The sequence below is a fragment of the Acinetobacter bouvetii DSM 14964 = CIP 107468 genome, from assembly GCF_000368865.1.
In the GTDB taxonomy this organism is placed as follows: domain Bacteria; phylum Pseudomonadota; class Gammaproteobacteria; order Pseudomonadales; family Moraxellaceae; genus Acinetobacter; species Acinetobacter bouvetii.
The window spans coordinates 1-23079 of record NZ_KB849729.1 but is presented as its reverse complement, the minus strand read 5'-3'; the positions used below and the strand labels follow the sequence as shown (position 1 = coordinate 23079).

At 46.6% G+C, this 23079-nt stretch carries 21 protein-coding genes, 2 tRNA genes and 3 rRNA genes; 13 read left to right on the top strand and 13 right to left on the bottom strand.

What is annotated here, in order from left to right:
- The first annotated feature begins 89 nt into the window (after positions 1 to 89).
- Entirely contained in the window at positions 90 to 1112 is a 1023-nt protein-coding gene (dusA, locus tag F941_RS13770; RefSeq protein ID WP_005012477.1) for a tRNA dihydrouridine(20/20a) synthase DusA, read from the top strand.
- Between the two features lie 97 nt (positions 1113 to 1209).
- Here the strand turns inward: dusA and F941_RS13765 are convergent, their stop codons facing one another.
- Together F941_RS13765 and coaBC are read right to left on the bottom strand one after the other, a co-directional pair.
- Entirely contained in the window at positions 1210 to 1587 is a 378-nt protein-coding gene (locus F941_RS13765; RefSeq protein WP_005012476.1) for a cytochrome b562, read from the bottom strand.
- A 187-nt stretch (positions 1588 to 1774) separates the two neighbouring features.
- Entirely contained in the window at positions 1775 to 3058 is a 1284-nt protein-coding gene (gene coaBC, locus F941_RS13760) for a bifunctional phosphopantothenoylcysteine decarboxylase/phosphopantothenate--cysteine ligase CoaBC (RefSeq protein ID WP_005012474.1), read from the bottom strand.
- Between the two features lie 113 nt (positions 3059 to 3171).
- Here coaBC and radC point away from each other — a divergent pair, with 113 nt between their 5' ends.
- Together radC and F941_RS13750 are read left to right on the top strand one after the other, a co-directional pair.
- Positions 3172 to 3873, top strand: coding sequence for a RadC family protein (radC, locus tag F941_RS13755; RefSeq protein ID WP_005012471.1), 702 nt, complete (start codon positions 3172 to 3174; stop codon positions 3871 to 3873).
- A 66-nt stretch (positions 3874 to 3939) separates the two neighbouring features.
- Positions 3940 to 4851 (top strand): bestrophin family protein, encoded by a 912-nt coding sequence (locus tag F941_RS13750; RefSeq protein WP_005012470.1) that lies wholly within the window; start codon positions 3940 to 3942, stop codon positions 4849 to 4851.
- 109 nt (positions 4852 to 4960) lie between these two features.
- Here the strand turns inward: F941_RS13750 and F941_RS13745 are convergent, their stop codons facing one another.
- Positions 4961 to 5812, bottom strand: a complete 852-nt coding sequence (locus F941_RS13745) for a PHP domain-containing protein (RefSeq protein WP_005012469.1) — start codon at positions 5810 to 5812, stop codon at positions 4961 to 4963.
- 46 nt (positions 5813 to 5858) lie between these two features.
- Between F941_RS13745 and F941_RS13740 the strand changes: the two genes are divergently transcribed.
- From F941_RS13740 to mnmC, 4 genes are read left to right on the top strand one after another with little or no spacing between them, the layout of a single operon-like run.
- Positions 5859 to 6470: a septation protein IspZ gene (locus tag F941_RS13740; protein WP_005012467.1), complete on the top strand. Its 612-nt coding sequence runs from the start codon at positions 5859 to 5861 to the stop codon at positions 6468 to 6470.
- Between the two features lie 28 nt (positions 6471 to 6498).
- Positions 6499 to 6801 carry a YciI family protein gene (locus F941_RS13735; RefSeq protein WP_005012466.1) on the top strand — a complete coding sequence of 101 codons (303 nt, stop codon included), beginning with the start codon at positions 6499 to 6501 and terminating at the stop codon, positions 6799 to 6801.
- A gap of 5 nt (positions 6802 to 6806) precedes the next feature.
- Positions 6807 to 7310: an SH3 domain-containing protein gene (locus tag F941_RS13730; RefSeq protein ID WP_005012464.1), complete on the top strand. Its 504-nt coding sequence runs from the start codon at positions 6807 to 6809 to the stop codon at positions 7308 to 7310.
- Positions 7311 to 7361: 51 nt separating this feature from the next.
- Positions 7362 to 9257, top strand: coding sequence for a bifunctional tRNA (5-methylaminomethyl-2-thiouridine)(34)-methyltransferase MnmC2/FAD-dependent 5-carboxymethylaminomethyl-2-thiouridine(34) oxidoreductase MnmC1 (gene mnmC, locus F941_RS13725; RefSeq protein WP_005012462.1), 1896 nt, complete (start codon positions 7362 to 7364; stop codon positions 9255 to 9257).
- A 66-nt stretch (positions 9258 to 9323) separates the two neighbouring features.
- Here the strand turns inward: mnmC and F941_RS13720 are convergent, their stop codons facing one another.
- Positions 9324 to 9638, bottom strand: coding sequence for a rhodanese-like domain-containing protein (locus F941_RS13720; protein ID WP_005012459.1), 315 nt, complete (start codon positions 9636 to 9638; stop codon positions 9324 to 9326).
- Between the two features lie 91 nt (positions 9639 to 9729).
- On the opposite strand from F941_RS13720, the gene F941_RS13715 reads away from it, so the two are divergent.
- From F941_RS13715 to F941_RS13705, 3 genes are all read left to right on the top strand, one after another.
- Complete coding sequence (locus F941_RS13715) at positions 9730 to 10218, top strand: YajQ family cyclic di-GMP-binding protein (protein ID WP_005012457.1); 489 nt, start codon at positions 9730 to 9732, stop codon at positions 10216 to 10218.
- A 29-nt stretch (positions 10219 to 10247) separates the two neighbouring features.
- Positions 10248 to 10754 (top strand): DUF4442 domain-containing protein, encoded by a 507-nt coding sequence (locus F941_RS13710; protein ID WP_005012454.1) that lies wholly within the window; start codon positions 10248 to 10250, stop codon positions 10752 to 10754.
- 158 nt (positions 10755 to 10912) lie between these two features.
- Entirely contained in the window at positions 10913 to 11407 is a 495-nt protein-coding gene (locus tag F941_RS13705; protein ID WP_005012453.1) for a nuclear transport factor 2 family protein, read from the top strand.
- Between the two features lie 65 nt (positions 11408 to 11472).
- Here F941_RS13705 and F941_RS13700 read toward each other — a convergent pair whose 3' ends face one another.
- The 3 genes from F941_RS13700 to F941_RS13690 form a co-directional block, all read right to left on the bottom strand.
- Positions 11473 to 11838, bottom strand: a complete 366-nt coding sequence (locus tag F941_RS13700) for an acyl-CoA thioesterase (protein ID WP_018573150.1) — start codon at positions 11836 to 11838, stop codon at positions 11473 to 11475.
- Positions 11839 to 11911: 73 nt separating this feature from the next.
- Complete coding sequence (trxC, locus tag F941_RS13695; RefSeq protein ID WP_005012445.1) at positions 11912 to 12343, bottom strand: thioredoxin TrxC; 432 nt, start codon at positions 12341 to 12343, stop codon at positions 11912 to 11914.
- Entirely contained in the window at positions 12344 to 13240 is an 897-nt protein-coding gene (locus tag F941_RS13690) for an alpha/beta hydrolase (RefSeq protein ID WP_005012444.1), read from the bottom strand.
- A gap of 122 nt (positions 13241 to 13362) precedes the next feature.
- Between F941_RS13690 and F941_RS13685 the strand changes: the two genes are divergently transcribed.
- Entirely contained in the window at positions 13363 to 13698 is a 336-nt protein-coding gene (locus tag F941_RS13685) for a protein tyrosine phosphatase family protein (protein WP_005012443.1), read from the top strand.
- Positions 13691 to 14113 carry a protein tyrosine phosphatase family protein gene (locus F941_RS13680; RefSeq protein WP_005012441.1) on the top strand — a complete coding sequence of 141 codons (423 nt, stop codon included), beginning with the start codon at positions 13691 to 13693 and terminating at the stop codon, positions 14111 to 14113. The genes F941_RS13685 and F941_RS13680 overlap by 8 nt, the downstream gene beginning before the upstream one ends.
- A gap of 156 nt (positions 14114 to 14269) precedes the next feature.
- Here the strand turns inward: F941_RS13680 and F941_RS13675 are convergent, their stop codons facing one another.
- Positions 14270 to 16489 (bottom strand): Ig-like domain-containing protein, encoded by a 2220-nt coding sequence (locus tag F941_RS13675; protein ID WP_005012439.1) that lies wholly within the window; start codon positions 16487 to 16489, stop codon positions 14270 to 14272.
- Positions 16490 to 16631: 142 nt separating this feature from the next.
- Here F941_RS13675 and F941_RS13670 point away from each other — a divergent pair, with 142 nt between their 5' ends.
- Positions 16632 to 18023: a dihydrolipoyl dehydrogenase gene (locus F941_RS13670; protein WP_005012436.1), complete on the top strand. Its 1392-nt coding sequence runs from the start codon at positions 16632 to 16634 to the stop codon at positions 18021 to 18023.
- Between the two features lie 113 nt (positions 18024 to 18136).
- On the opposite strand, the gene rrf is transcribed toward F941_RS13670, so the two are convergent.
- The 5 genes from rrf to F941_RS13645 form a co-directional block, all read right to left on the bottom strand.
- Positions 18137 to 18251 (bottom strand): 5S ribosomal RNA (rrf, locus tag F941_RS13665).
- 184 nt (positions 18252 to 18435) lie between these two features.
- Positions 18436 to 21330 (bottom strand): 23S ribosomal RNA (locus F941_RS13660).
- Between the two features lie 406 nt (positions 21331 to 21736).
- Positions 21737 to 21812 (bottom strand) — tRNA-Ala (locus F941_RS13655).
- A gap of 50 nt (positions 21813 to 21862) precedes the next feature.
- Positions 21863 to 21939: transfer RNA gene (locus F941_RS13650), tRNA-Ile, on the bottom strand.
- 59 nt (positions 21940 to 21998) lie between these two features.
- Positions 21999 to 23079 (bottom strand): 16S ribosomal RNA (locus F941_RS13645); the annotation flags it as partial.

Sequence of the window (23079 nt, the reverse complement as noted above, 5' to 3'; positions counted from 1 at the left end):
GTGTAAATGCAAACCGATTAACCCACCTAAACACAGGTTAAAACAGATTCTCGCAGGTTGAGAAGTATAGATTAAAGGTATGATTTTTAATGACTATTAACAAAAACATTGAAAACACTCAATCTCCGCGAATCAGTGTTGCACCGATGATGGATTGGACCACCAAGGATTACCGTTTTTTTGCGCGCCTGTTTAACCCCAATGTCATCCTATACACAGAGATGGTGACCACTGGCGCAATTATTCATGGTGATGCCAAACGCCATTTGGACTTCAACACAGAAGAACACCCAATTGTTTTGCAGCTGGGCGGCTCTAACCCTCAAGATCTAGCGCTATGTACAAAAATGGCTCGGGACTGGGGCTATGACGAAGTCAATTTAAATGTCGGCTGCCCGAGTGACCGCGTACAGAATAATAAAATCGGCGCCTGCCTCATGGCCGAACCTGATCTCGTCGCTGAATGTATTGCTGAAATGCACAATGCAGTCGATATTCCAGTGACCGTAAAGCACCGCATTGGCATTGATGACATGCAGTCTTATGAAGAAATGCTGCATTTTGTCGATACGGTAGCCCAAACAGGCTGTGACAACTTTATTGTCCACGCCCGTATTGCCCTGCTGCAGGGTTTATCACCGAAAGAAAACCGTGATGTGCCCCCTTTGCGCTATGAAGATGTGTACCGCCTCAAACAAGAGCGTCCTAACCTGCTGATCGAAATCAATGGCGGCATCAAAACCTTCGCTGAAACTCAAGCACATTTGGAACATGTGGATGGCGTGATGATTGGCCGTGAAGCCTATCATAATCCTTACCTGCTGGCAGAATTAGGGCAATTGTGGAATTTGGAAGCGCCTGACCGCTTTGACATTATCAATCAAATGCTGCCGTATATTGCGCAGCGCATGGCGGAAGGCGCACCGCTGTCCATTATTACCCGCCACATTTTAGGCTTATTCCAAAATCTGCCCGGCGCGCGTAAATGGCGTCAGGCCCTGAGCGGCGGCAATGCTAAAACGTTTGCAGATGTGGAAAATGCCATCCGCAATATCAAGGAAAATATGCGCCGCGCAGAAGATGAAGCCAAAGAGTATCAAGCTGCTCTATAATTCCTTAAGCAGAAATAAAAAAGCCAGCTTTAGTCCGCTGGCTTTTTTATTTCTGGCGCTGCACTGCCCAGTTTTAACGTTTTAGCCCAAAGGCCACTTACTGCTTATTGTAGATAGAATGGCCCTGATCTTTAATAGCGGCTATATTTTTGCCTTCCGCTTTGGCTTTATCTAACTGCCCCGCTTTCACCAAGGCGCGCGTTTTATCAATTTCTGCCGCCAATTGATCAAACAAAACATCCGAACTTGGCGCTTTAGCATCTTTGGTTTTTAATTTTACTTTCTTTGCATCTAAAGCCGCGGCTTTCATCTGATCCAGCGCCTGCAGTGCATCCTGCTGATTGTCAGCCTTATTAAAGGCTTTAAAGTTTTTGCCCAGAGTCTTCATATTCTGCTGAAGCGTGGCGGCAAAGCTGAAGCTGCTGAAAGATAAAGCTGTGCACAACATGACTGTGGCTAAAGTTTTTTTGATCATCCCGGTATCCTTATAAAGATCGTGTCAAAACTATGGCTATGGTTAAACTGCCGCTTGCTGCGCTGCTGCGAATCTGTTCCGCAGTTAAATTATTCGATAGATTTTAATTTTAAGCAGCCAGCCTATTGTTCATAGCATAAAAATGCAGCGAAATCGCTGCATTTTTATGAATATTGAACCGCTTTGATCATTTTAATTCATCAGGATCAGTTTCATCCGGCTTATGGTGCAGTGCATCGTGAATCGCTTCAACCAGCTGTTGCGCGATTTCCTGCTTAGAGGCTTTTTCTAAATCGCGCTGCGGCAAGCGGTACTGCTCGGCAAAGAATACGATCATCGCATTTTCATCGGAAGCAAAACCGATATCCGGACGTGAAACGTCATTGCAGGCAATCATATCCAGCTTTTTCGCGACTAATTTCCCCGCCGCATACTCTTCAACATTGCGGGTTTCCGCCGCAAAGCCTACCATAAATGGCCGCTTTTCCTGCTGCGCAATGGTCGCCACAATATCCGGATTTTTTACCAGCGCGACATTCAGTTCATCGCCAGCCTTTTTAATTTTGTGTTCAGCCACGTGCGCCACACGGTAATCCGCAACCGCGGCTGTCGCAATAAAGATGTCGCAGCCTTTTTCCAGCTGATCCATGCTCTGTTCCAGCATCTGCATGGCAGACTGCACATTCATACGGCGCACGCCATTTGGCGTATCCAAACTGACGGGCCCTGCAATCAGGCTCACTTTTGCGCCGGCAGCATAGCAGGCTGCGGCTAAAGCAAAGCCCATTTTTCCGGTGCTGTGATTTGAGATATAGCGCACAGGGTCAATTGACTCACGCGTCGGCCCTGCGGTAATTACCACATGCTTGCCTGCCAGCAAGCCAAACTTTTCGGCAATGGCGCGCTGCGCGCGGTGGAAATATTCAGTGACTTGACGCGCTAAATCTTCCGGTTCCGGCATGCGGCCTAAGCCGACATCGCCGCAGGCTTGCGCACCCGCATCCGGCATAATCACATGCACGCCATCTTCAATCAGCGTATTCAAATTGCGCTGCGTGGCTTTGGCCGCCCACATTTGCTGATTCATGGCTGGCGCAACCCATACCGGCGCTTTGGTCGCCAAATATAAGGTCGACAGCAAATCATCCGCCAAGCCAGCGGCAAATTTGGCCAAAGTATCGCAAGTGGCTGGCGCAACCAGCACAAGGTCTGCCCAGCGCGCCAGCTCGATATGCCCCATGCCGGCTTCGGCTTCTGGATCTAATAATGCCGTATGTACAGGATTGCCCGACAGCGCCTGAAAGGTCAGCGGCGTAATAAAGGCTTGCGCGCCTTCCGTCATCACCACGCGCACGTCAAAGCCGGCGTCTTTTAAACGGCGGACTAAAATCGCGCTTTTATAGGCAGCAATGCCGCCTGAAACAGCCACAATAATATTTTTGTTTGGAATTACACTTAAATCAAAACTCACGAACAGGCTACCTATCTGTTGCAGTGGCGCTCACAATAGCATTAAATATGGCCTGACCCAAGATTCAACTTGGAAAAACCCAACATACTGATAATAAAAAAAGTCTAAGAATAATGAATTTCTCAATTAAAAACTGGCCTGAACAGGAGCGCCCGCGTGAACGCCTGCTGCGCCAAGGCCCACAAAGCTTATCCGATGCCGAACTGCTGGCGATATTTTTAAGATCCGGTTCGCAGCAGCACTCAGCGGTTGAATTAGCCCGATTGCTGATTCAGCATTTTGGCAGCCTCAGCCCGATTCTTGATGCCCAACTGGAAGAGATCAGCCAGTTTCACGGCATGGGCCCAACCAAATATGCGCAGCTCATGGCCGTAAAAGAACTTGGAAAACGCTACATTGGCCAGCAATTCAGCCAAAGCCCGCTGCAGCTGGACAGCTCTGCCCAGCTGCTGAGTTTTCTGCGTTTTGAATTTTTAGCTGAAACCCAAGAAATCTTTGCCGTGCTGTGCCTCGATGCGCATTTAAGAAAGATACACTTTAAAAAACTGTTCTTTGGATCGATCAGCAGCTGTGAAATTTCCATCAATCAGCTGCTGCGCTATGCCATACAGCAGCATGCCAGCGCGGTTGTGATTGCGCATAATCATCCTTTCGGAAAACCGCAGCCCTCACCTGCGGATATTCAGCTGACGCAGCACATTCAGCACGCCTGCAGCCTGCTGGAAATCCGCCTCATTGACCACTGCATTATTTCAGCAGAAGGCTCTTTTTCCTTTGCCGAGCATGGCCTGATCAGCCCGAAAAATTCTACATAATTCATCTATTGACAAAGGCCTAAGCACATATGAAGATCAGTCCAAATTCATCAAGATTCCAAACACATGATTGTGCGTGACCAACCCAGTATATTCAAACTGCTGTTTTCCTGGCGGGGCACGATTCTGCCGAAGGTTTTGCCGCCATTAGGGGTTGTCATGCTGCTGTCCACCGTCATTGGCGGACTGTCTTACATCAATATCTTTCACTTTCCTGAGCTGCCCTTAGTCGGCTTCACTTTAATCGGTGTGGTGCTGTCTATTTTCTTGGGCTTTAAAAACTCGGCCTGCTACGACCGCTGGTGGGAAGCGCGCCGCCTGTGGGGCATCTTAATTGCCAATGCGCGCCATTTTGACCGTGACTGCCGCATGCTCAGCCAAGGCCGCCGCGAACGGATCATTCAGCACGTGATTGTATTCGCCAATGTCTTGCGCGACCGCCTGCGCCATCAAACAGCCAACCCCACAGAACTGGTGCAAACCAGCGGCATGAGCCAGCAGGCGCTGACCCAGCTCTATCAGCAGGCCAATGCGCCGCAGTACACCTTGAGCCTGATTCAATGGGAACTGATGCAGGCGCTGAAAGACGGTGAAATTTCGGACATTATTTATGCGCAGATGAATGAGCATGTGATGGAGCTGAGCATGGTGCAAACCGGCTGTGACCGGATTGCCACCACGCCGCTGCCTTTCGCCTATTCAGTGCTGCTGAACCGCACGGTGTATTTTTTCTGTTTTATGCTGCCGTTCAGCTTAGGTTCGACACTGGGTTTAGCGACACCGCTGCTGGTCGGCATTTTAGCCTATACCTTTTTAGGACTGGATGCGCTCAGTTCAGAAATTGAAGAGCCTTTTGGCACGCAAAGCAATGATTTGCCGCTGGATTCCATGGTGCGCACCATTGAGATTGAACTGCTGGGCACTTTAGGCAAACCGACCCCGCCGCCGATTCAGGCGCTGGACAATAATTTGCTTTGATTTATTACCTCTCCCTTGCGCAGCAGTGCTGCTCATCTCCTACAAGGCGAGGGAACCCATTCTCCCTCAGGGATGAGGAAGATATTCCGCAAGGGGATGAGGAAAATCATTAAACAAAACTTTCCCAAATCCCAGCCTGCCCTTCTTTAACCCGCGGAATATTGCCGAGTCTGATCCACGGCATATTGTCGCCATGAAAATCACTGCCCACCGATACCTTCAGCCCATGTTCCGCAATCATGCGGTCCACCATCTGGCGTGTGCCCAGCGGCTCAACTGCTGGAGGCAGCTCCACCGCATCGCCGCCGAACTGGGCAAAAATTTCAATGAGATAGCGGATATTGGTGGCAGACAAATCATAGCGGGTCGGATGCGCCAGCACCGCAAAACCGCCGCTGGCATGAATGACTTGAATGGTTTCTTCAAGCCCCAGCCCATCAAATTTCACATAGGCTTTTTTGCCTTCTTTAATATACTTATCAAAAGCCTGCTGCGCGCGGCTGACATAGCCTTTTTCCACTAAAGTTTTGGCAATATGGGTGCGGGTCACACGGTCTGGCACGTTATCGACTTTAGCGACAACATCGGCATAAATATCTTCACCAATTAGGGGAATTAATAAATCGCAAATCTGCTTGGCGCGCACAGCGCGAATCTGCTTCTGCTGTTCGAGCAGGGCCAGCAAAGGCTCTGGATGCTGCATATTCAGCGCCACAATATGCACGCCATAATTCTTTTTGGTCGCAGGGCGTGACCATTGGCTGGAAATTTCCACACCTGAAACCAGCTTAATGCCTAAATCTTTGGCAGCGCCTTCAGCTAGGCTTAAGCCGTCCATCGTATCGTGATCGGTCAGCGCAAGGGTATGAATGCCAATTTCACCGGCCGCACGCACCAGCTGTTCTGGAGACAAAGTTCCATCAGAAATATTACTGTGTGTATGTAAATCTACGCCTTGCATCACTTATACTATGTCATTTATTTGATCAGATACCAGATACTTTAACATGAAAGCACTTTTAGACTTTGTGCCACTCATTATTTTCTTTTATTTATATAAAACTGTTGATCCTAAAGACACTGATCATCCTTTGCTGCAGCTCGTCGGCTCGGCTGGCGGTGTCGACAATAATAATATTCTGGCAGCGACAACGGGTCTGATTATTTCCATGCTGATCGTCTACGGCGCATTGTTTTTCATACAGAAATTCCGCTTAGACAAACAGCAGTGGATTGTGCTGTTCATGACGGTTATTTTTGGCGGCATCACCTTAATGCTTAGCGATGATTTCTATATCCGCCTCAAAGCGGTTCTGCTGAATCTGGTCTTTGCTGGCGCTTTCTTACTTTCGCCTTGGTTCGGCAAAGACAAAAAACCGCTGATCGAACGCTTATTTGGCCCTGTACTGGATTTAACCGGCCGCGGCTGGATCAAGCTGAACTATGCATGGGCCGCCATGTTTGTCGTCATGTCCAGTTTGCATATTTTCTTTGCTTATTTATACGCCGGCGGAAAATATTGGGGAGAATTCACTGCATTTGGCGACATGCTCGTGATGTTTTCCTTTATCATTATTCAGTTTATTGTATTGCGTAAATACTTTAAAACTTCTGAATAGAACTTTCGGTAAAATTTAGAGAAATCACATGCCATTTTTCGTTGTAACATGTACAGATAATGAAGGTACCGTTGAAAAGCGCCTTGCCGTCCGTCCGCAGCATTTAGAACGCCTGCAAAAGCTGAATGATGAGGGCCGTTTAGTCGCTGCCGGCGCAATGCCAAAAGATCCTGGCAATCCTCAAGCAGGTTTTTACGGCAGTACCATTATTGTCGATTTTGATTCTCGCGAAGCGCTGGATGACTGGCTTCAAGAAGAACCATTCCTGAAAGCAGGCGTTTACGGCCACATTGACGTAAAACCTTTCAACAAAGCCTTTCCTCAAGGATAAGTGACATGCGTGCCGTTGTTTCCAGCTTACTGGGCCTCTCTATTTTTTGTACCGCTGCATGGGCGGTTGAACCTGCTCCGGCTCCTGCTGCTGCCCCTGCTGTGCAAGCAACGACTGCAACACCCCCGCCGCAAACTCTGCCAGCCAATAAGCCTAAAACTTTGCCGTCATCTGCAAAGGGCGCCCCAAATGCGCTGACGGCGGAAGAAAATCCTTTAACCGCTGAACAATTGACAAAAAACAAAGCCTTGCAGGATGCCAAGATAAAAGCGCTGGTGAAAGATCAGCACTCCCGCCTGCAGCAGCTGGAAAAAGCCAACTTAGATGCCTTGGCTCAAAATCAGGAACTGCAGCTGAAAAACGATAATCTGGGCGTACAGGTTCAAGTGCTGCAAAGTGAACGCAGTGCGCAAATGTTCCTATACGGCGCAGCAACCATTGCTGTCGGTGTTTTGCTTGGCTTTTTGATTGCCAGCTATGTGTACACCAAACGCCGCCGCCAATGGTAATCCCCAGCGGCCTCAAATACCGCTAACTGTAATCATGTAAAAGGCTGAGCTGTGGCTGATGTAATTCAAACGGCCGAATTGGACTGGCAAACAGTCGACGGCATTGATATCCCTGTTTCCAAGCAATTTGGCGACGTATATTTTTCTAAAGACAACGGGCTGCTGGAAACACGCCATGTGTTTTTAAACGGCAATGATCTGCCCGAACGCCTCACCCGGCTGCAGGATTTCGAATATTTCTGTGTGGGTGAAACCGGCTTTGGCACAGGGCTGAATATTTTAGCGCTGTGGCAGCTTTGGCAGCAGGCGCGTCCAGACAATCACAGCCGCCTGCATGCGATTTCAGTCGAAAAATTTCCGCTCTCTAAAAATGATTTAATCCGTGCACTGAATGCATGGCCTGAACTGCAGCCTTTGGCGCAGCAGCTGATTGAACAGTATCCGCAGCCGATCTCCGGCTGCCACCGTTTAAACTTTCCAGATGAGCGCTTTTCTATTGACTTGTGGCTGGGTGAAGCGCATGACGTTTTTCCTGTCATGGCGCGGACTCTGCAGGTCAATGCCTGGTTTTTGGATGGCTTTGCGCCGTCCTGCAATCCGGACATGTGGGAAGAAAATGTTTTAAATCATATTATTCGCCTGTCGGACATCGGCACCACGTTTTCATCATTCAGTGTTGCAGGCGTCCTGAAGCGCGGCTTAAAGCAGCATGGCATCAGCATCAGCCGTCCACGCGGTTTTCGCCATAAACGTGAAATGCTCAAAGCCATCTGGCCTACAGCTGAAGATTCTGCTCAAAGCTCTAATCCTGAAAAAAAAACGCAGCTCAGCTCTAAGCCTGCTTTTAAACAGCGCCAAATTGCGATCATTGGCGCTGGTATAGCCGGCCTAAGCTGCGCATGGGCTTTTGCTCAGCGCGGCCATCGCATTGCCCTGTATGACCAGTCAGCACCTTTAGCAGGCGGTTCAGGCAATCCTCTTGCACTGCTGAACCCGAAGCTGTGTCAGATTGAACAAAGCGCTGAACATCTGATGACGCTGTCATGGCAACATGCCCTGCGGCACTATTCAAAATTTCCCGCTTTCCGGCCCATTCAAGTTCATCAGCTGGCGCTGAAAAAAGCCAAAGAATTGCTGCATTTAGCCGAACAATATCCAGCAGAGATTTTGCGCGCTGAAACAGCCACTGAAAGCGGATTAGAAACCGCATTTCCAAGCCTGAACCTGCTGCAGGCCGGCGCAGTTTCTCCGCATCAATTGCGTGATCAAATCCTGCAGCATCCGCTAATTCAATTTCAGCAGGCTGAAATTACTCAAATTCAGCGCACACTCCCAATTCAGCTCTATCAAAACCAAGATTTTCTAGGCGATTACGATCACGTGATTGTCTGCGCTGCGCACCAAAGCGCGCAGCTGTTTGAGCACTGCCCTATGCTGAAGCCAATCCGCGGGCAAGTCAGCTGGGTGAAAAACACTGGACAGCCTTTAGCGCATCAACATGCATACAGTTATGGCGGCTACTGCATGCAGCTGGATGCCGAGCATTTAATCTTAGGCGCTTCGTTCTATCCCAACCGTGATGATGATGCTGTACTGCCTGAAGACCATGTGCATAACTATGAACTTATCCGCAGTGTATTTCCAAGTTATGCACAATCCTTGGCCGCACCAGACACATGGCAAGGCCGCGCATCGGTGCGGGCGCAAACGCAGGATTATTTTCCGCTGCTGGGCAAAGCTGAAGAAGATCAGGAAATTTATGCCTTTGCAGGCTTAGGCTCTAAAGGCTTTCTATATGCGCCGCTGTGCAGCGAGGCGCTGGCGGCGCAAATTTTAGGTGAAGCCAGCCCGATTCCTGCGAACTTATTGAAAAAGCTGGGTGCGCAGCGTTTCCGTAAAAAGGCCAAACCGAAAAAGCCTTATTTTAAACCGCAGCAATCTGGATAATTTTTTGGATTTTCCAGACATGCAGCATTGAATGATATAAAAAAAGCGCCTTGCGGCGCTTTTTCCTCAGCTGCTTTGCTCTAAAGGCAAACCTGCATCACGAGCGGCGCGAGTGCCGCCCATTAAAATGACATATTCGCGGCCGCTGTCAAAACCCTCTAATAGTTCAGCTGCGCGCGGCGCTTTACTTCCGCCACCACATAAAATGTAAATGGGCTGATCCGTCGACACCTGAGTTAGGCTGCTTTCTGAAAGACCGTTAATCGGCTGGTTAACCGCGCCTTTAACATGCGCTTCAGCATAAGCACTTGAATCGCGTACATCCCAGATAATCGCATTTTCTGGGAACTCAAATGTTGTAATTTCTTGCTTACGGATCATTGTGCACTCCTTTGATGTAAACAACACTTGGCAAATGAAGAAAACATCCCTAGCATCTCAGATATTCTTTCCATTTGTAAAGGTTTAATCCATGCCATCTTTTGATATTGTTTCAGAATTAGAAGTTTTTGAAGTAAATCATGCAGTTCAGAACACTCAAAAAGAAATTGCGACCCGTTTTGACTTCCGCGGCCAAGACGTTTCGATCGAACTGAATGAAAAAGCCAAAGAAATCAAAATCAGTACTGAAAGTGATTTCCAATGCGAACAAGTATACAGCATGCTGGAGAGCCATTTCTTTAAGCGTAAAGTCGATATCCAAGCGCTTGACCCGCAGAAAATGACCGCTTCAGGCAAAAATGTCATTCAAGTGATTAAGCTGAAGGATGGCCTTGACTCTGATACTGCAAAAAAAATTAATAAAGCCATTAAAGAAAGCGGCATTAAAGTGCAGTCTTCTATTCAAGGCGACAAAATCCGTGTAACCGATAAAAAGCGCGATACTTTGCAGCAAATTATGGCGTTCCTAAAAGAACAGCAATTTGGCGTACCATTGCAATTCAATAACTTTAAAGACTAAGGCAGATACTCTGCCAAGCAGAGGATCACATGACTCAGCGCAACCGTTTATCTAAACTGGTGCACAGCACCGCCAGATTCCCTCAAGGCATCCGCACTGCGCTGTGGTCAAAAGCCTTTGGCCGTATCGTTCCTATGGTCGGCACAGCCAAAATCCGTTACCTTGAAGTCAGCGCTTCACAGGTAACGGTAAGCTTGGCCAATCATAAAGCCATGCAAAACCATATTGGCCAGCTGCATGCCTGCGCGATGGCGCTCCTTGCGGAAACCGCAACAGGTTTTGTGACGGCCATGAATGTTCCGGACAGCGCCATTGTGCTGATTAAAAGCATGAAGGCTGATTTTAAACGCCCAAGCAAAGGCGCAATGACAGCAACAGCAACCTTAACTGCAGAGCAGCAAAAACTCATGCAGAGTACAGAGAAAGGCGAAACTTTGGTGAGTGTGACTCTCCAGGATGAATCTGGCGAAGAGCCGATCAAATGCGAAATGCTTTGGGCATGGGTCGCCAAATCCCATCTCAAAAAGAAAAGCTGAAAAAGCCCAGCAGAATTTTCTTAAAATGTAAATAAAACTTACCTTTAGGTAAGTTTTATTGTTACTGATCCTGTACTTCGCACAAACAGAATTCTTCTATTTAAAACATCTGCTTCAGCTCAGGATAGACACATATCTAAAAGTCCCAGAGCCAAACAATGAAAAAATTGATCCTGACCTCTGCATTATTATTGACAGCCATTCCCCTGCTGTCTGCCTGCAGTCAAAACCCATCTGCAGCCAGAACTGCCGTCAGCACCTTGTCCTCAGCTGATCAAGCCGCTGAAAATAAGAAAACAGTCATCGACTTTTATGAAGGCGTATTTCAAAAGCATCAGGTGGCAGCCTATGCTGACCGCTATATTGGCAATCAGTATATTCAACACAACCCGCATGTGCCGGATGGCAAAGCGCCATTTGTCAATTATTTCACGCAGCACTTTAAGGAAAACCCTCAAGCCCAAAGCGTCATTAAGCGCGCTGCTGCTGAAGGCGATTTGGTCTTTTTACATGTGCTTTCTACCGAAAACGGCCAAGACAAAGGCACAGCAATTGTTGATATTTTCCGTGTAGAAAATGGCAAAATTGTAGAGCATTGGGATGTACAGCAGGATGTGCCTGCAGACAGCGCCAATAGCAACACCATGTTCTAACCTGTTTTATCTGCACAAAAAAAGCCAGTGTATGAACTGGCTTTTTGATATTTCAGCTGAATTTTTTATGCATGTTTCGCTGCAAATTTTGCTTTCACTTCATCAGAAATTTGACGCTTAGCCCCTTTGACATCGACGGCAACAAAGGTAAATACGCCCTCAGTTACCCGGACTGGATCACGAGAACTGTCATGGCTGTCCCACACTTCAATTTGCATTTGAATTGAAGTATTGCCGACTTTTAATATTTTGGTATAGCAGCTGATCACATCGCCCACTTTTACCGGAACCAAAAATGTCATTTGGTTAATCGAAATAGTGGCGCAGCGCCCTTTGCTGAAGCGTTCAGCGTGAATTGCTCCGGCCAAGTCCATTTGCGACACAATCCATCCGCCGAAAACATCACCGCTCCAGTTGGTATCTGCCGGCATTGCAATCGTTTGAAGGGATAGGGTTCCCTCCGGTTTTACATGAGAATCTGACACTGTAACTCCAAGCCCTGATTTACTTTTGGGCAGTTAATTGTTGATCCAGCCACTTTTGCAGTTCACTGGATCGTAACGCACCGCTTATTCTAGCAATTTCGCTGGTTTTATTCATTAAAACTAGGGTCGGAATGCTTCGAACATTAAAGGCGCTGCTGAGCCGCGGATTCTCTTCCGTATTAATTTTAGCGAAAACCACATTCGGGTACAGCTTCGCCGCTTGCGCAAAATGCGGCGCCATCATTTTACAGGGCCCGCACCATTCCGCCCATAAGTCAATCAAAATAGGCAGATCACTATGCGTAATAAAACTGCTGAAATTCTGCTCATTCAGCTCAATAGGCGCAAGCGGAATCAGGTTGCTATGGCATTGCCCGCATGCTGGACTGGCCGAAAGCTTATCTTCTGGCACTCGATTTTTAGCGCTGCAGCTTGGGCATACAATAATCATTTAGCCGTCTCCAATATGTTGATTCAAAAAGTCTAATTGAACTGCTACCGCTTTTTCAAACCATTTTCCATGATAAATGTCAAAATGCCGCATTTCCCATTCATGATAATCTGCATAAGGCGCAATATTAGTGGCTGCTTCTCGGCTGATTTCTAAAGGAATTAAACTGTCCTGCTTTGACGCGATATACAGTACCGGCACAGCAATGCGTCTCAAATTTTGCATGGGCCGGTAACGGATTAAATTAAAGAAGACCCTTGCCGGTATTTCACCGCTCCAGTAATAATCGGAATGCAGAATAGACTGGTAGCCTTCATATGCGCCGGCAACAGGAACAAAGCACAGCTCCTGTTCGGAAACAACCGGCAAGCTTTTCGGCTGCATGCCCACTTTTGCGCCCATATAATCCTGACTGGAGATTTTTAATGCTTTGGGCAGCAGCGGCAGCGGGTATTGCTTCGCGCTTTCAGCGCCATCGACAAAAGGATTTAAAGCAATCACCGCCTGAATATTTTTATTTTCAGAGGCAATATCCAGCACATAGCCTGCACTTAAGGAAATCCCCCAAAGCACAATTTTACGGCTGTCAATTGATTTGCGCTGCGCGACATGCATCAGCATCGTCCGCCAATCTTCCAGCTGCGCCTGCAGCGAGACCAGCTCCCTTGGACGGCCAGTGCTGCCGCCCCAATAGCGGTAATCAAACAGGACAACCGCATGGCCAGCATGGGCAAAACGCTGGGCAAATTGTACGAGTTTAAATTGGCGCAAGCATGCAAGCCCATGCGCCATAATAATGACACCTGGCTTCTGCACGCTCTTCGGCCGATAGAAATCTGCAGCGATCACCTCTTGCCCGCTTTTAACATACAGCGGCTCAACAGTATAAGCATGCATAATTGCTCCAGATGTTTTTTATGGTTGTAATCGTTTATAAATATTTCAATACATCAAGCTGATATTAAGGCTTAATGCTATCATAAAGCATAATTCTATTATTTAAATTATGGAGTGACACGATGAGCGAAAATGTTGGCTTTGCTGGTCAAATCGGCCCTGAACATGTAACACAAGTGATTGAAAAAGGCTTTAAATCCATTATCAATAACCGCCCAGATATGGAAGGCGGCCCTGAGCAGCCAACAAGCGCTCAAATTGAGGAAGCAGCCCGCGCAGCAGGCCTCGACTATGTTTATCAGCCCGTAGTTGCCGGTCAAATTACTGAGGTCGACGTTCGTGCTTTTGCTAATCACTTCAATGAATTGCCTAAACCTGTATTGATGTTCTGCCGTACAGGAAACCGTTCTAATAATTTGTACCAGCTGGCAAAACAGATGGATTTGCTGGATGACTAAGCCGCTCCTGAGAAGTTTGCTGTTGAGTGCATCGCTGCTGTGTTCATTTCCCGCTATGGCTGAGAATGACAGTATTGCGCTGAATAGCAAGCTCAGCGTGGCAGGACAAATGACTGCTGATAAGTTCAGCGCTTTGTTAAAGCAGCATCATTTTAAATCTGTGATTGTGAACCGCCCTGACCAAGAGCAAGGCAATGCTGTTACCGTGAATGAGTTGCGCAATATTGCGGAAAAGTCGCAAGTCAGCGTGATTTATCAGCCAGTGACCAGCGGTAAAATTTCTCAAACAGACATTATTGAATTTGCCAAATATTATCAAGAACTGCCTAAACCCATCCTGATGGTTTGCAAAAGCGGTTCACGCTCTGCTGCGCTGTTTAATCAAGCCAAAGCTCAAGGCCTATTGAATGAATAAATTACTCTTGATGTTCATCTGCACACTTGCTGTTTGCGGCTGCAGCTCACTTAATGTTCGACCTACTGTTGGAGTAAGCGTCGGAACCTCAATTTAAATCGTTTATAGAATCCTTGAATAAAAAACAGCGCCGAAGCGCTGTTTTTTATGCTTACATTATTTAATATCCAGCCAAGATGTTAGGCTCTTACCGCCTGGAACACTTGAAATGATTTTTACATCATCTCCTGCCGTACAGCCTTTCAAGCGTACTGTATAATCCACTAGGTCATTTCCATTATTTGCGAATGTACTTGGTGTTAATAAAGCCATAGTATTCGGAACGGTTAAATTTCCACTTCTAATTTCAGCTTCACAAGATAAATTTTTATAAGTTATTTCAGGGGTGCCCGTAACAGTTGATGCAATCCCCCCCTTACTTCCCGTTCCAGTTGAATCAATTATTACAGCATAATCAATATCATTAATCGTTACAATTAAAGTAGTATTTGGTTCTGCCCCTGAAACTTTCAAGATTTGTTTAGTTGAATCTGCAGTATCTAATTGAAGTTTGGCTTTAGGTTGAAAATCACTATTATCTTTCACTGCTACAGAAATAGTTGTACCTGATGGCATTGGTACCGTTTTTTGCGAGTTGCCAAACACTTGGAAGCTGAAATTGCCTGAACCACTTGTAATGAACCCATTACTATCAAATCCTGCATTCCAAACAAATGTTGGTGTGTCGTGTGCAAAAGAGAATACCAATTGTTGGCGCAGTACTGCACTTAGGCCACTGTCGCAAGTATTTGGGATATTCGGTTGTGCAAAGCTAGAAATCGCGCATTGTAATGCGCCTGCGGCTTTTTGATAAATGAATTCACCTACACTATGTAGATTATCTTCGTTATCATCCTTAAAGAAATCGCCAATATTATCAGTTAAGGTATCCGTGCCTGCTGTATATAAATTGTCGCCATTATTATCTATATAACTCTTGTCACCTTCAACATAGGCTAAAACAGTCACACGGTTATCTAAAGGTCTTGGGCTCTGGGTAGTTAAAGTCACAGAGCAAACACCTTTATCATCCGTCATACAGTTTGAATCAACTTTACCGCCTTCGCTGACAAAACTGATGACTGTATCTTTTGGTACAGGGTTACCTGTACGGTCACGCATCCGGGCAACAATCGTTGCAACATCACCATCAATATCTGTACGTAAGGATTGTTTAGAAACAGATAGGCTTACACCATTTTGTGTAACACGTCCAGAAGAAACCTTCACCCCTTTAGAAATTGCTGACACTGTTGGAGATGCCACCAGCGTTGCTTTAATCTCTACAGGGCCAGGGATATTGCCTGGATATAAATTAACAACAATTTTACCTTTAGAATCACTTTTTAAAGTTTGAGTAGAACGGTTATTCAATGTCACAAAATGAAGATCATTTGGCGCTTTTTCCAAAGAGACCTCAACGTTTTTGTCTCGTGCTGGAACACCATTGGCATACAGCGTAAACTCAATAGAGCTGGATGCTGCTGATCCACTGTTTTTAATACCCAGATTAACATCAGCAGTCGTTGTATAAACTAGAGAATCGGCGGCCACCGCTGCAATATTCAGTGTCGTTGTAACAGAAGATGAGCTGCTAGGCGAAGATGCTGTAACAACAACTGGGCCTTCACATAAATCACCATTCGAAGCAATGGCTTTATATGAAGTAATAACATTGCCTTGATTTGATGAAATGACAGATGCAGGATCAAATGTACCGCAGCTTGCAGTAAAGTTCACCGTTACATTATTTTGAGCGTCAGAATCTTGATTTAAAGTTTTTAAAGTAATATTTGTAGAAGCGCCAGATGAAAGACTAGCAGCGGCAGCAGATATATTCGCTAAGACAACATTTAAAGACTGTAAACTAAAGACTGCATCTTTCGCTGTGGCAGTATTGCCATCAAATTCAGCACTTGCTGAAATTTTGTAGGCGCCTGTACTGCTCAAATTTTCAGGTGTTACTGAAATAGTTGCTTCACCATTTGCATTGGTCACTACCGCACCATTGGAACTGCCAAAAGTGACGCCACCAGTTGAAGTAAATGTTACGATTGCTCCGCTGACACCATTTCCAGACTGATCTGTCACTTTTACAGTAGCTGTTACACCCTCTGCTGTAATAACCGCAGTCGAATTGCCATTCAAATTTTTCAGCTGAATTGCGCTAGCATTCAGAGACTTAACGGCTTCACCCGTATTAGGATTATTTGAAGAGCCTGTGCTACCGCTTGATTGCTGATTATAATACCCTTCACTGCCGCCGCCTCCGCAGCTTGCCAGCAATACAGCCAAAGCAACAGCTGATAATTTTAAACCAATTTGTTTCTTTTCCATGGAAATCCCCAAAACCCTCATCAATTTTTAAGCGCGTTATAAATATTTATTGCTGGATATGTAATCATAGTTGCTGCTTTATGTAAACAAAAGCATGACAAATGTTTTGAGATCTAAGCCCAACAATTCACAAGGAGTTCATATGTTCGACATTATCATTATTGGTGCTGGAACAGCAGGTATTGCGGCTTATAAAGAAGCAATAAAGCATACACAAAATATACTCATCATCAATGATGGCCCTTGGGATACCACATGTGCGCGTGTTGGCTGCATGCCCAGCAAAGTACTCATCTCATCTGCAAACCGAATGCATGACATTCAGCATGCGGCAGAAGTCGCTTTGAAGATAGAAGCCAATATCAATACAATAAATGTCATGCCGCATGTAAGAGAGTTGCGAAACCGTTTTACAGCAGCCACATTAAAAGACGTAAATAGCTGGGAAGCATCGCATAAAATTTCTGGACATGCCTCTTTTATTAATGCCAATACAGTACAAGTCAACAATTCCACTTATCAAGCCAAGTCTTTCATCATTGCTGTAGGATCCACCCCCTCATTTAATCCTCAATGGAAATCAGCGCTTAGAGACCGGCTGATTACTTCAGATGATATTTTTGAACTGCCCGAATTGCCCGAATCATTGGCCGTTATCGGCAGCGGTGTTATTGCGATAGAACTGGCGCAAGCTATGCACAGGCTTGGTGTCAAAACTACAATATTTGCACGCAGCCGAAAAGTCGGGACATTAACCAGCCCGAATCTTCAAATGCTGGCTCAAAAAGAATTACAGGCTGAATTAGACATTAAGTTTGAAGTATTGCCAAAAAAAGTTGAAAGTTCTCAATCAGGCATTGAAATTACATATGAGGAAAATGGCTCCGAATGTCTGTTAATTGCTGATTACGTACTTTCAGCAACTGGCCGGGACAGTAATTTACAGCATCTCAAGCTGGAAAACATTAATGATGCATTTACTGATCTGCGAAATCTCCCTGTTGATGATCAGACGAAGCAGCTGCTTCATTATCCTATTTTTATTATTGGCGATGCGAAAACGACCACACCGATTCAGCACGAAGCAGCTCATGAAGGAAAAGCCGCCATTCACAATGCTTTAAATTTTCCTGAGATTCAATCAATAAAAATGCTTACCCCCTTAGGTATTGTTTTCAGCTCACCAGAAATGGCAACAGTCGGACAGAGCTTTAAAAAACTTAAAGGCAATAATATTGAATTTGTAACAGGTCTTGTATCTTATGAAAAACAAGGCCGGGCGCTGGTTCTCGGAAAAAATAAAGGAGCAGCCGAGATTTACGTCGATAAAATTTCAAGAAAAATCTTAGGTGCCGAGCTATTTGTTGAATCTGCAGAACATCTCGCACATTTATTGGCCTGGATCATTGCGGAAGAGCTCACTGTTGATGCTGCTCTAACAAAGCCTTTTTATCATCCAACTTTAGAAGAAGGCCTTCGAACAGCACTTAAGCATGCGCGCAGGCAGCTAAATTCTATTGAAACAGCAGATTAACCTTATGCTGGCTTTCTGACTCTGCCCGTCCTTCCGCTTTATCCTTCCTATTTTTATTTAATGCATAAAAAAACACCCCTAACTGCTTGAGTTAGGGGTGTTTTCGAATAATGAGCTGGCGATGACTTACTCTCACATGGGTAACCCCACACTACCATCAGCGCTAAGAGGTTTCACTTCTGAGTTCGGGAAGGGATCAGGTGGTTCACTCTTGCTATTGTCGCCAGCACAACTGTTATGACTTTGCATTTGGTCTTATCTTTTCAGTGCCGTTGCTTGGTCAAATGAGTTATTAACAGAAGTACTTGAGTTCATTTAATTTGTTCATTGTATCTAGCTTTTTAACTAAATCAAGTTTGATTGATTATATGTGAATCAATTGAAGCATGATATACAGCTGCTTGGGCGTTGTATAGTCAAGCCTCACGAGCAATTAGTACTGGTCAGCTTCATGCGTCACCGCACTTCCACATCCAGCCTATCAACGTCGTAGTCTTCAACGGCTCTTTAGAGGACATAAAGTCCTAGGGAAATCTTATCTTGAGGTAGGCTTCCCGCTTAGATGCTTTCAGCGGTTATCCCTTCCGAACATAGCTACCCGGCGATGCGACTGGCGTCACAACCGGTACACCAGAGGTTCGTCCACTCTGGTCCTCTCGTACTAGGAGCAGATCCTCTCAAATTTCCAGCGCCCACGGTAGATAGGGACCGAACTGTCTCACGACGTTCTAAACCCAGCTCGCGTACCTCTTTAAATGGCGAACAGCCATACCCTTGGGACCTGCTTCAGCCCCAGGATGAGATGAGCCGACATCGAGGTGCCAAACACCGCCGTCGATATGAACTCTTGGGCGGTATCAGCCTGTTATCCCCAGAGTACCTTTTATCCGTTGAGCGATGGCCCTTCCATACAGAACCACCGGATCACTAAGACCTACTTTCGTACCTGCTCGACTTGTGGGTCTCGCAGTTAAGCGCGCTTTTGCCTTTATACTCTACGCGTGATTTCCGACCACGCTGAGCGCACCTTCGTACTCCTCCGTTACTCTTTAGGAGGAGACCGCCCCAGTCAAACTACCCACCAGACATGGTCCTCGCTCCAGATTATGGAGCAGAGTTAGAACCTCAATATTACCAGGGTGGTATTTCAAGATTGGCTCCACCGCAACTAGCGTCGCGGTTTCAAAGCCTCCCACCTATCCTACACAAGTAAGATCAAAGTTCAATGTCAAGCTGCAGTAAAGGTTCACGGGGTCTTTCCGTCTAGCCGCGGGTACACCGCATCTTCACGGCGATTTCGATTTCACTGAGCCTCTGCTGGAGACAGCGCCCCCATCATTATGCCATTCGTGCAGGTCGGAACTTACCCGACAAGGAATTTCGCTACCTTAGGACCGTTATAGTTACGGCCGCCGTTTACTGGGGCTTCGATCAAGAGCTTCGCTTACGCTAACCCCATCAATTAACCTTCCAGCACCGGGCAGGCATCACACCCTATACGTCCACTTTCGTGTTTGCAGAGTGCTATGTTTTTAATAAACAGTTGCAGGGGCCTGGTTTCTGTGGCTGCCAGCAGCTCAAGAAGCAAGTTCTATCACCGCCGGCAGCGTACCTTCTCCCGAAGTTACGGTACCATTTTGCCTAGTTCCTTCAGCAGAGTTCTCTCAAGCGCTTTGGTCTACTCGACCTGACCACCTGTGTCGGTTTCGGGTACGATTCCTGTGCAACTGAAGCTTAGAGACTTTTCCTGGAAGCATAGTATCAGCCACTTCACTGTACAAGTACAGCTTGCTATCAGATCTCAGCATAGAGTACCCCGGATTTGCCTAAGATACATGCCTACATCCTTTCACCTGGACAACCAACGCCAGGCTGACTTAACTTACTCCGTCCTCTCATCGCATTACACAGAAGTATTGGAATATTAACCAATTTCCCATCGACTACGCCTCTCGGCCTCGCCTTAGGGGTCGACTCACCCAGCCCCGATTAACGTTGGACTGGAACCCTTGGTCTTTCAGCGAACGGGTTTTTCACCCGTTTTGTCGTTACTCACGTCAGCATTCGCACTTCTGATACCTCCAGCAGACTTCTCAATCCACCTTCATCGGCTTACAGAACGCTCCCCTACCACTTGCAATAAATTGCAAATCCGCAGCTTCGGCATATAGTTTTAGCCCCGTTACATCTTCCGCGCAGGCCGACTCGACTAGTGAGCTATTACGCTTTCTTTAAAGGGTGGCTGCTTCTAAGCCAACCTCCTAGCTGTCTATGCCTTCCCACATCGTTTCCCACTTAACTATAATTTTGGGGCCTTAGCTGGCGGTCTGGATTGTTTTCCTCTTGACTACGGACGTTAGCACCCGCAGTCTGTCTCCCGGATAGTACTCATTGGTATTCGGAGTTTGCATCGGTTTGGTAAGTCGGGATGACCCCCTAGCCGAAACAGTGCTCTACCCCCAATGGTATTCGTCCGAGGCGCTACCTAAATAGCTTTCGGGGAGAACCAGCTATCACCGAGTTTGATTAGCCTTTCACCCCTATCCACAAGTCATCCCCTGGCTTTTCAACGACAGTGGGTTCGGTCCTCCAGTTAGTGTTACCCAACCTTCAACCTGCTCATGGATAGATCACCCGGTTTCGGGTCTACACCCAGCAACTAAACGCCCTATTAAGACTCGATTTCTCTACGGCTCCCCTATTCGGTTAACCTCGCTACTGAATGTAAGTCGCTGACCCATTATACAAAAGGTACGCAGTCACCGGACTAAGCCGGCTCCCACTGCTTGTATGCATGCGGTTTCAGGATCTATTTCACTCCCCTCACAGGGGTTCTTTTCGCCTTTCCCTCACGGTACTGGTTCACTATCGGTCAGTCAGGAGTATTTAGCCTTGGAGGATGGTCCCCCCATATTCAGACAAGGTTTCACGTGCCTCGCCCTACTCGACATCATCATATAAGCCCTTTCGTGTACAGGACTATCACCCACTATGGTTGCACTTCCCAGAGCATTCCACTAGAACTTATATGACTTAATGGGCTGTTCCCCGTTCGCTCGCCGCTACTGAGGGAATCTCAATTGATTTCTTTTCCTAAGGGTACTGAGATGTTTCACTTCCCCTCGTTCGCCTCATACACCTATGTATTCAGTGTATGATACCTGCCTTATGACAGGTGGGTTTCCCCATTCAGAAATCTCCGGATCACAGGATATTTGCCGCCTCCCCGGAGCTTATCGCAGGCTATTACGTCTTTCATCGCCTCTGACTGCCAAGGCATCCACCACATGCACTTAATTACTTGACTATACAACCCCAAACAGCCGACGATGCCTACAAGTAGCATCTTCAACATTTTAGTTCAGAGTTCTGTGAACTTAATCACTGTACAGCTTCAATTAGATTCATATACCAAAACGCTTGATTCAGTTAATTTCGCTAGTAACTCATTTCATTCAACATTAACAATTGCTTGTTAAGTTAACTAAAACGAGTATGAACAAATTATTTCAACTCAAATATATTCTGTTAATGATTTTTCCAGCCTTCGTCAGGTCAGGAAACCGTGATAAATCACAGAGATTATCAAGTCCGCGTATCATAACGCTTATACTTGCTAATCTCTAGGATCTAAAACTTCGTTTGCTTAAGGACTAAACTAACAGCCTTTTGACTGTTCATTTATTAACTTAACCATATCGCAAAGCGATATATGGTGGAGACTAGGAGAGTCGAACTCCTGACCTCCTGCGTGCAAAGCAGGCGCTCTACCAACTAAGCTAAGTCCCCAGCTTATCATCTAGATTCAATGCATCTTCTTTCTGTACAGCTAGTCAGAATGGTGGGTCTGACAAGACTTGAACTTGTGACCCCACGCTTATCAAGCGTGTGCTCTAACCAACTGAGCTACAGACCCTCAGATACATCAATGAAGAACAACTTGTTGTGGATTCTTACCGGTCGTCAATCTTTCGTTAAGGAGGTGATCCAGCCGCAGGTTCCCCTACGGCTACCTTGTTACGACTTCACCCCAGTCATCGGCCACACCGTGGTAAGCGTCCTCCTTGCGGTTAGACTACCTACTTCTGGTGCAACAAACTCCCATGGTGTGACGGGCGGTGTGTACAAGGCCCGGGAACGTATTCACCGCGGCATTCTGATCCGCGATTACTAGCGATTCCGACTTCATGGAGTCGAGTTGCAGACTCCAATCCGGACTACGATCGGCTTTTTGAGATTAGCATCCTATCGCTAGGTAGCAACCCTTTGTACCGACCATTGTAGCACGTGTGTAGCCCTGGCCGTAAGGGCCATGATGACTTGACGTCGTCCCCGCCTTCCTCCAGTTTGTCACTGGCAGTATCCTTAAAGTTCCCGGCTTAACCCGCTGGCAAATAAGGAAAAGGGTTGCGCTCGTTGCGGGACTTAACCCAACATCTCACGACACGAGCTGACGACAGCCATGCAGCACCTGTATGTAAGTTCCCGAAGGCACCAATCCATCTCTGGAAAGTTCTTACTATGTCAAGACCAGGTAAGGTTCTTCGCGTTGCATCGAATTAAACCACATGCTCCACCGCTTGTGCGGGCCCCCGTCAATTCATTTGAGTTTTAGTCTTGCGACCGTACTCCCCAGGCGGTCTACTTATCGCGTTAGCTGCGCCACTAAAGCCTCAAAGGCCCCAACGGCTAGTAGACATCGTTTACGGCATGGACTACCAGGGTATCTAATCCTGTTTGCTCCCCATGCTTTCGTACCTCAGCGTCAGTATTAGGCCAGATGGCTGCCTTCGCCATCGGTATTCCTCCAGATCTCTACGCATTTCACCGCTACACCTGGAATTCTACCATCCTCTCCCATACTCTAGCTTCCCAGTATCGAATGCAATTCCTAAGTTAAGCTCAGGGATTTCACATCCGACTTAAAAAGCCGCCTACGTACGCTTTACGCCCAGTAAATCCGATTAACGCTCGCACCCTCTGTATTACCGCGGCTGCTGGCACAGAGTTAGCCGGTGCTTATTCTGCGAGTAACGTCCACTATCCAGTAGTATTA

Bases quoted from the DNA above. Each gene is read 5' to 3' on its own strand.
- trxC (WP_005012445.1), bottom strand. From the start codon at position 12,343: ATGATTATTGTATGCCCAAGCTGCAGCGCTAAAAATCGAGTGCCAGAA.
- F941_RS13750 (WP_005012470.1), top strand. From the start codon at position 3,940: ATGATTGTGCGTGACCAACCCAGTATATTCAAACTGCTGTTTTCCTGG.
- F941_RS13765 (WP_005012476.1), bottom strand. From the start codon at position 1,587: ATGATCAAAAAAACTTTAGCCACAGTCATGTTGTGCACAGCTTTATCT.
- F941_RS13700 (WP_018573150.1), bottom strand. From the start codon at position 11,838: ATGCCGGCAGATACCAACTGGAGCGGTGATGTTTTCGGCGGATGGATT.
- F941_RS13745 (WP_005012469.1), bottom strand. From the start codon at position 5,812: ATGCAAGGCGTAGATTTACATACACACAGTAATATTTCTGATGGAACT.
- F941_RS13730 (WP_005012464.1), top strand. From the start codon at position 6,807: ATGCGTGCCGTTGTTTCCAGCTTACTGGGCCTCTCTATTTTTTGTACC.
- F941_RS13735 (WP_005012466.1), top strand. From the start codon at position 6,499: ATGCCATTTTTCGTTGTAACATGTACAGATAATGAAGGTACCGTTGAA.
- F941_RS13680 (WP_005012441.1), top strand. From the start codon at position 13,691: ATGACTAAGCCGCTCCTGAGAAGTTTGCTGTTGAGTGCATCGCTGCTG.
- F941_RS13670 (WP_005012436.1), top strand. From the start codon at position 16,632: ATGTTCGACATTATCATTATTGGTGCTGGAACAGCAGGTATTGCGGCT.
- F941_RS13710 (WP_005012454.1), top strand. From the start codon at position 10,248: ATGACTCAGCGCAACCGTTTATCTAAACTGGTGCACAGCACCGCCAGA.
- F941_RS13740 (WP_005012467.1), top strand. From the start codon at position 5,859: ATGAAAGCACTTTTAGACTTTGTGCCACTCATTATTTTCTTTTATTTA.
- F941_RS13675 (WP_005012439.1), bottom strand. From the start codon at position 16,489: ATGGAAAAGAAACAAATTGGTTTAAAATTATCAGCTGTTGCTTTGGCT.
- F941_RS13685 (WP_005012443.1), top strand. From the start codon at position 13,363: ATGAGCGAAAATGTTGGCTTTGCTGGTCAAATCGGCCCTGAACATGTA.
- F941_RS13690 (WP_005012444.1), bottom strand. From the start codon at position 13,240: ATGCATGCTTATACTGTTGAGCCGCTGTATGTTAAAAGCGGGCAAGAG.
- F941_RS13720 (WP_005012459.1), bottom strand. From the start codon at position 9,638: ATGATCCGTAAGCAAGAAATTACAACATTTGAGTTCCCAGAAAATGCG.
- F941_RS13705 (WP_005012453.1), top strand. From the start codon at position 10,913: ATGAAAAAATTGATCCTGACCTCTGCATTATTATTGACAGCCATTCCC.
- radC (WP_005012471.1), top strand. From the start codon at position 3,172: ATGAATTTCTCAATTAAAAACTGGCCTGAACAGGAGCGCCCGCGTGAA.
- dusA (WP_005012477.1), top strand. From the start codon at position 90: ATGACTATTAACAAAAACATTGAAAACACTCAATCTCCGCGAATCAGT.
- F941_RS13715 (WP_005012457.1), top strand. From the start codon at position 9,730: ATGCCATCTTTTGATATTGTTTCAGAATTAGAAGTTTTTGAAGTAAAT.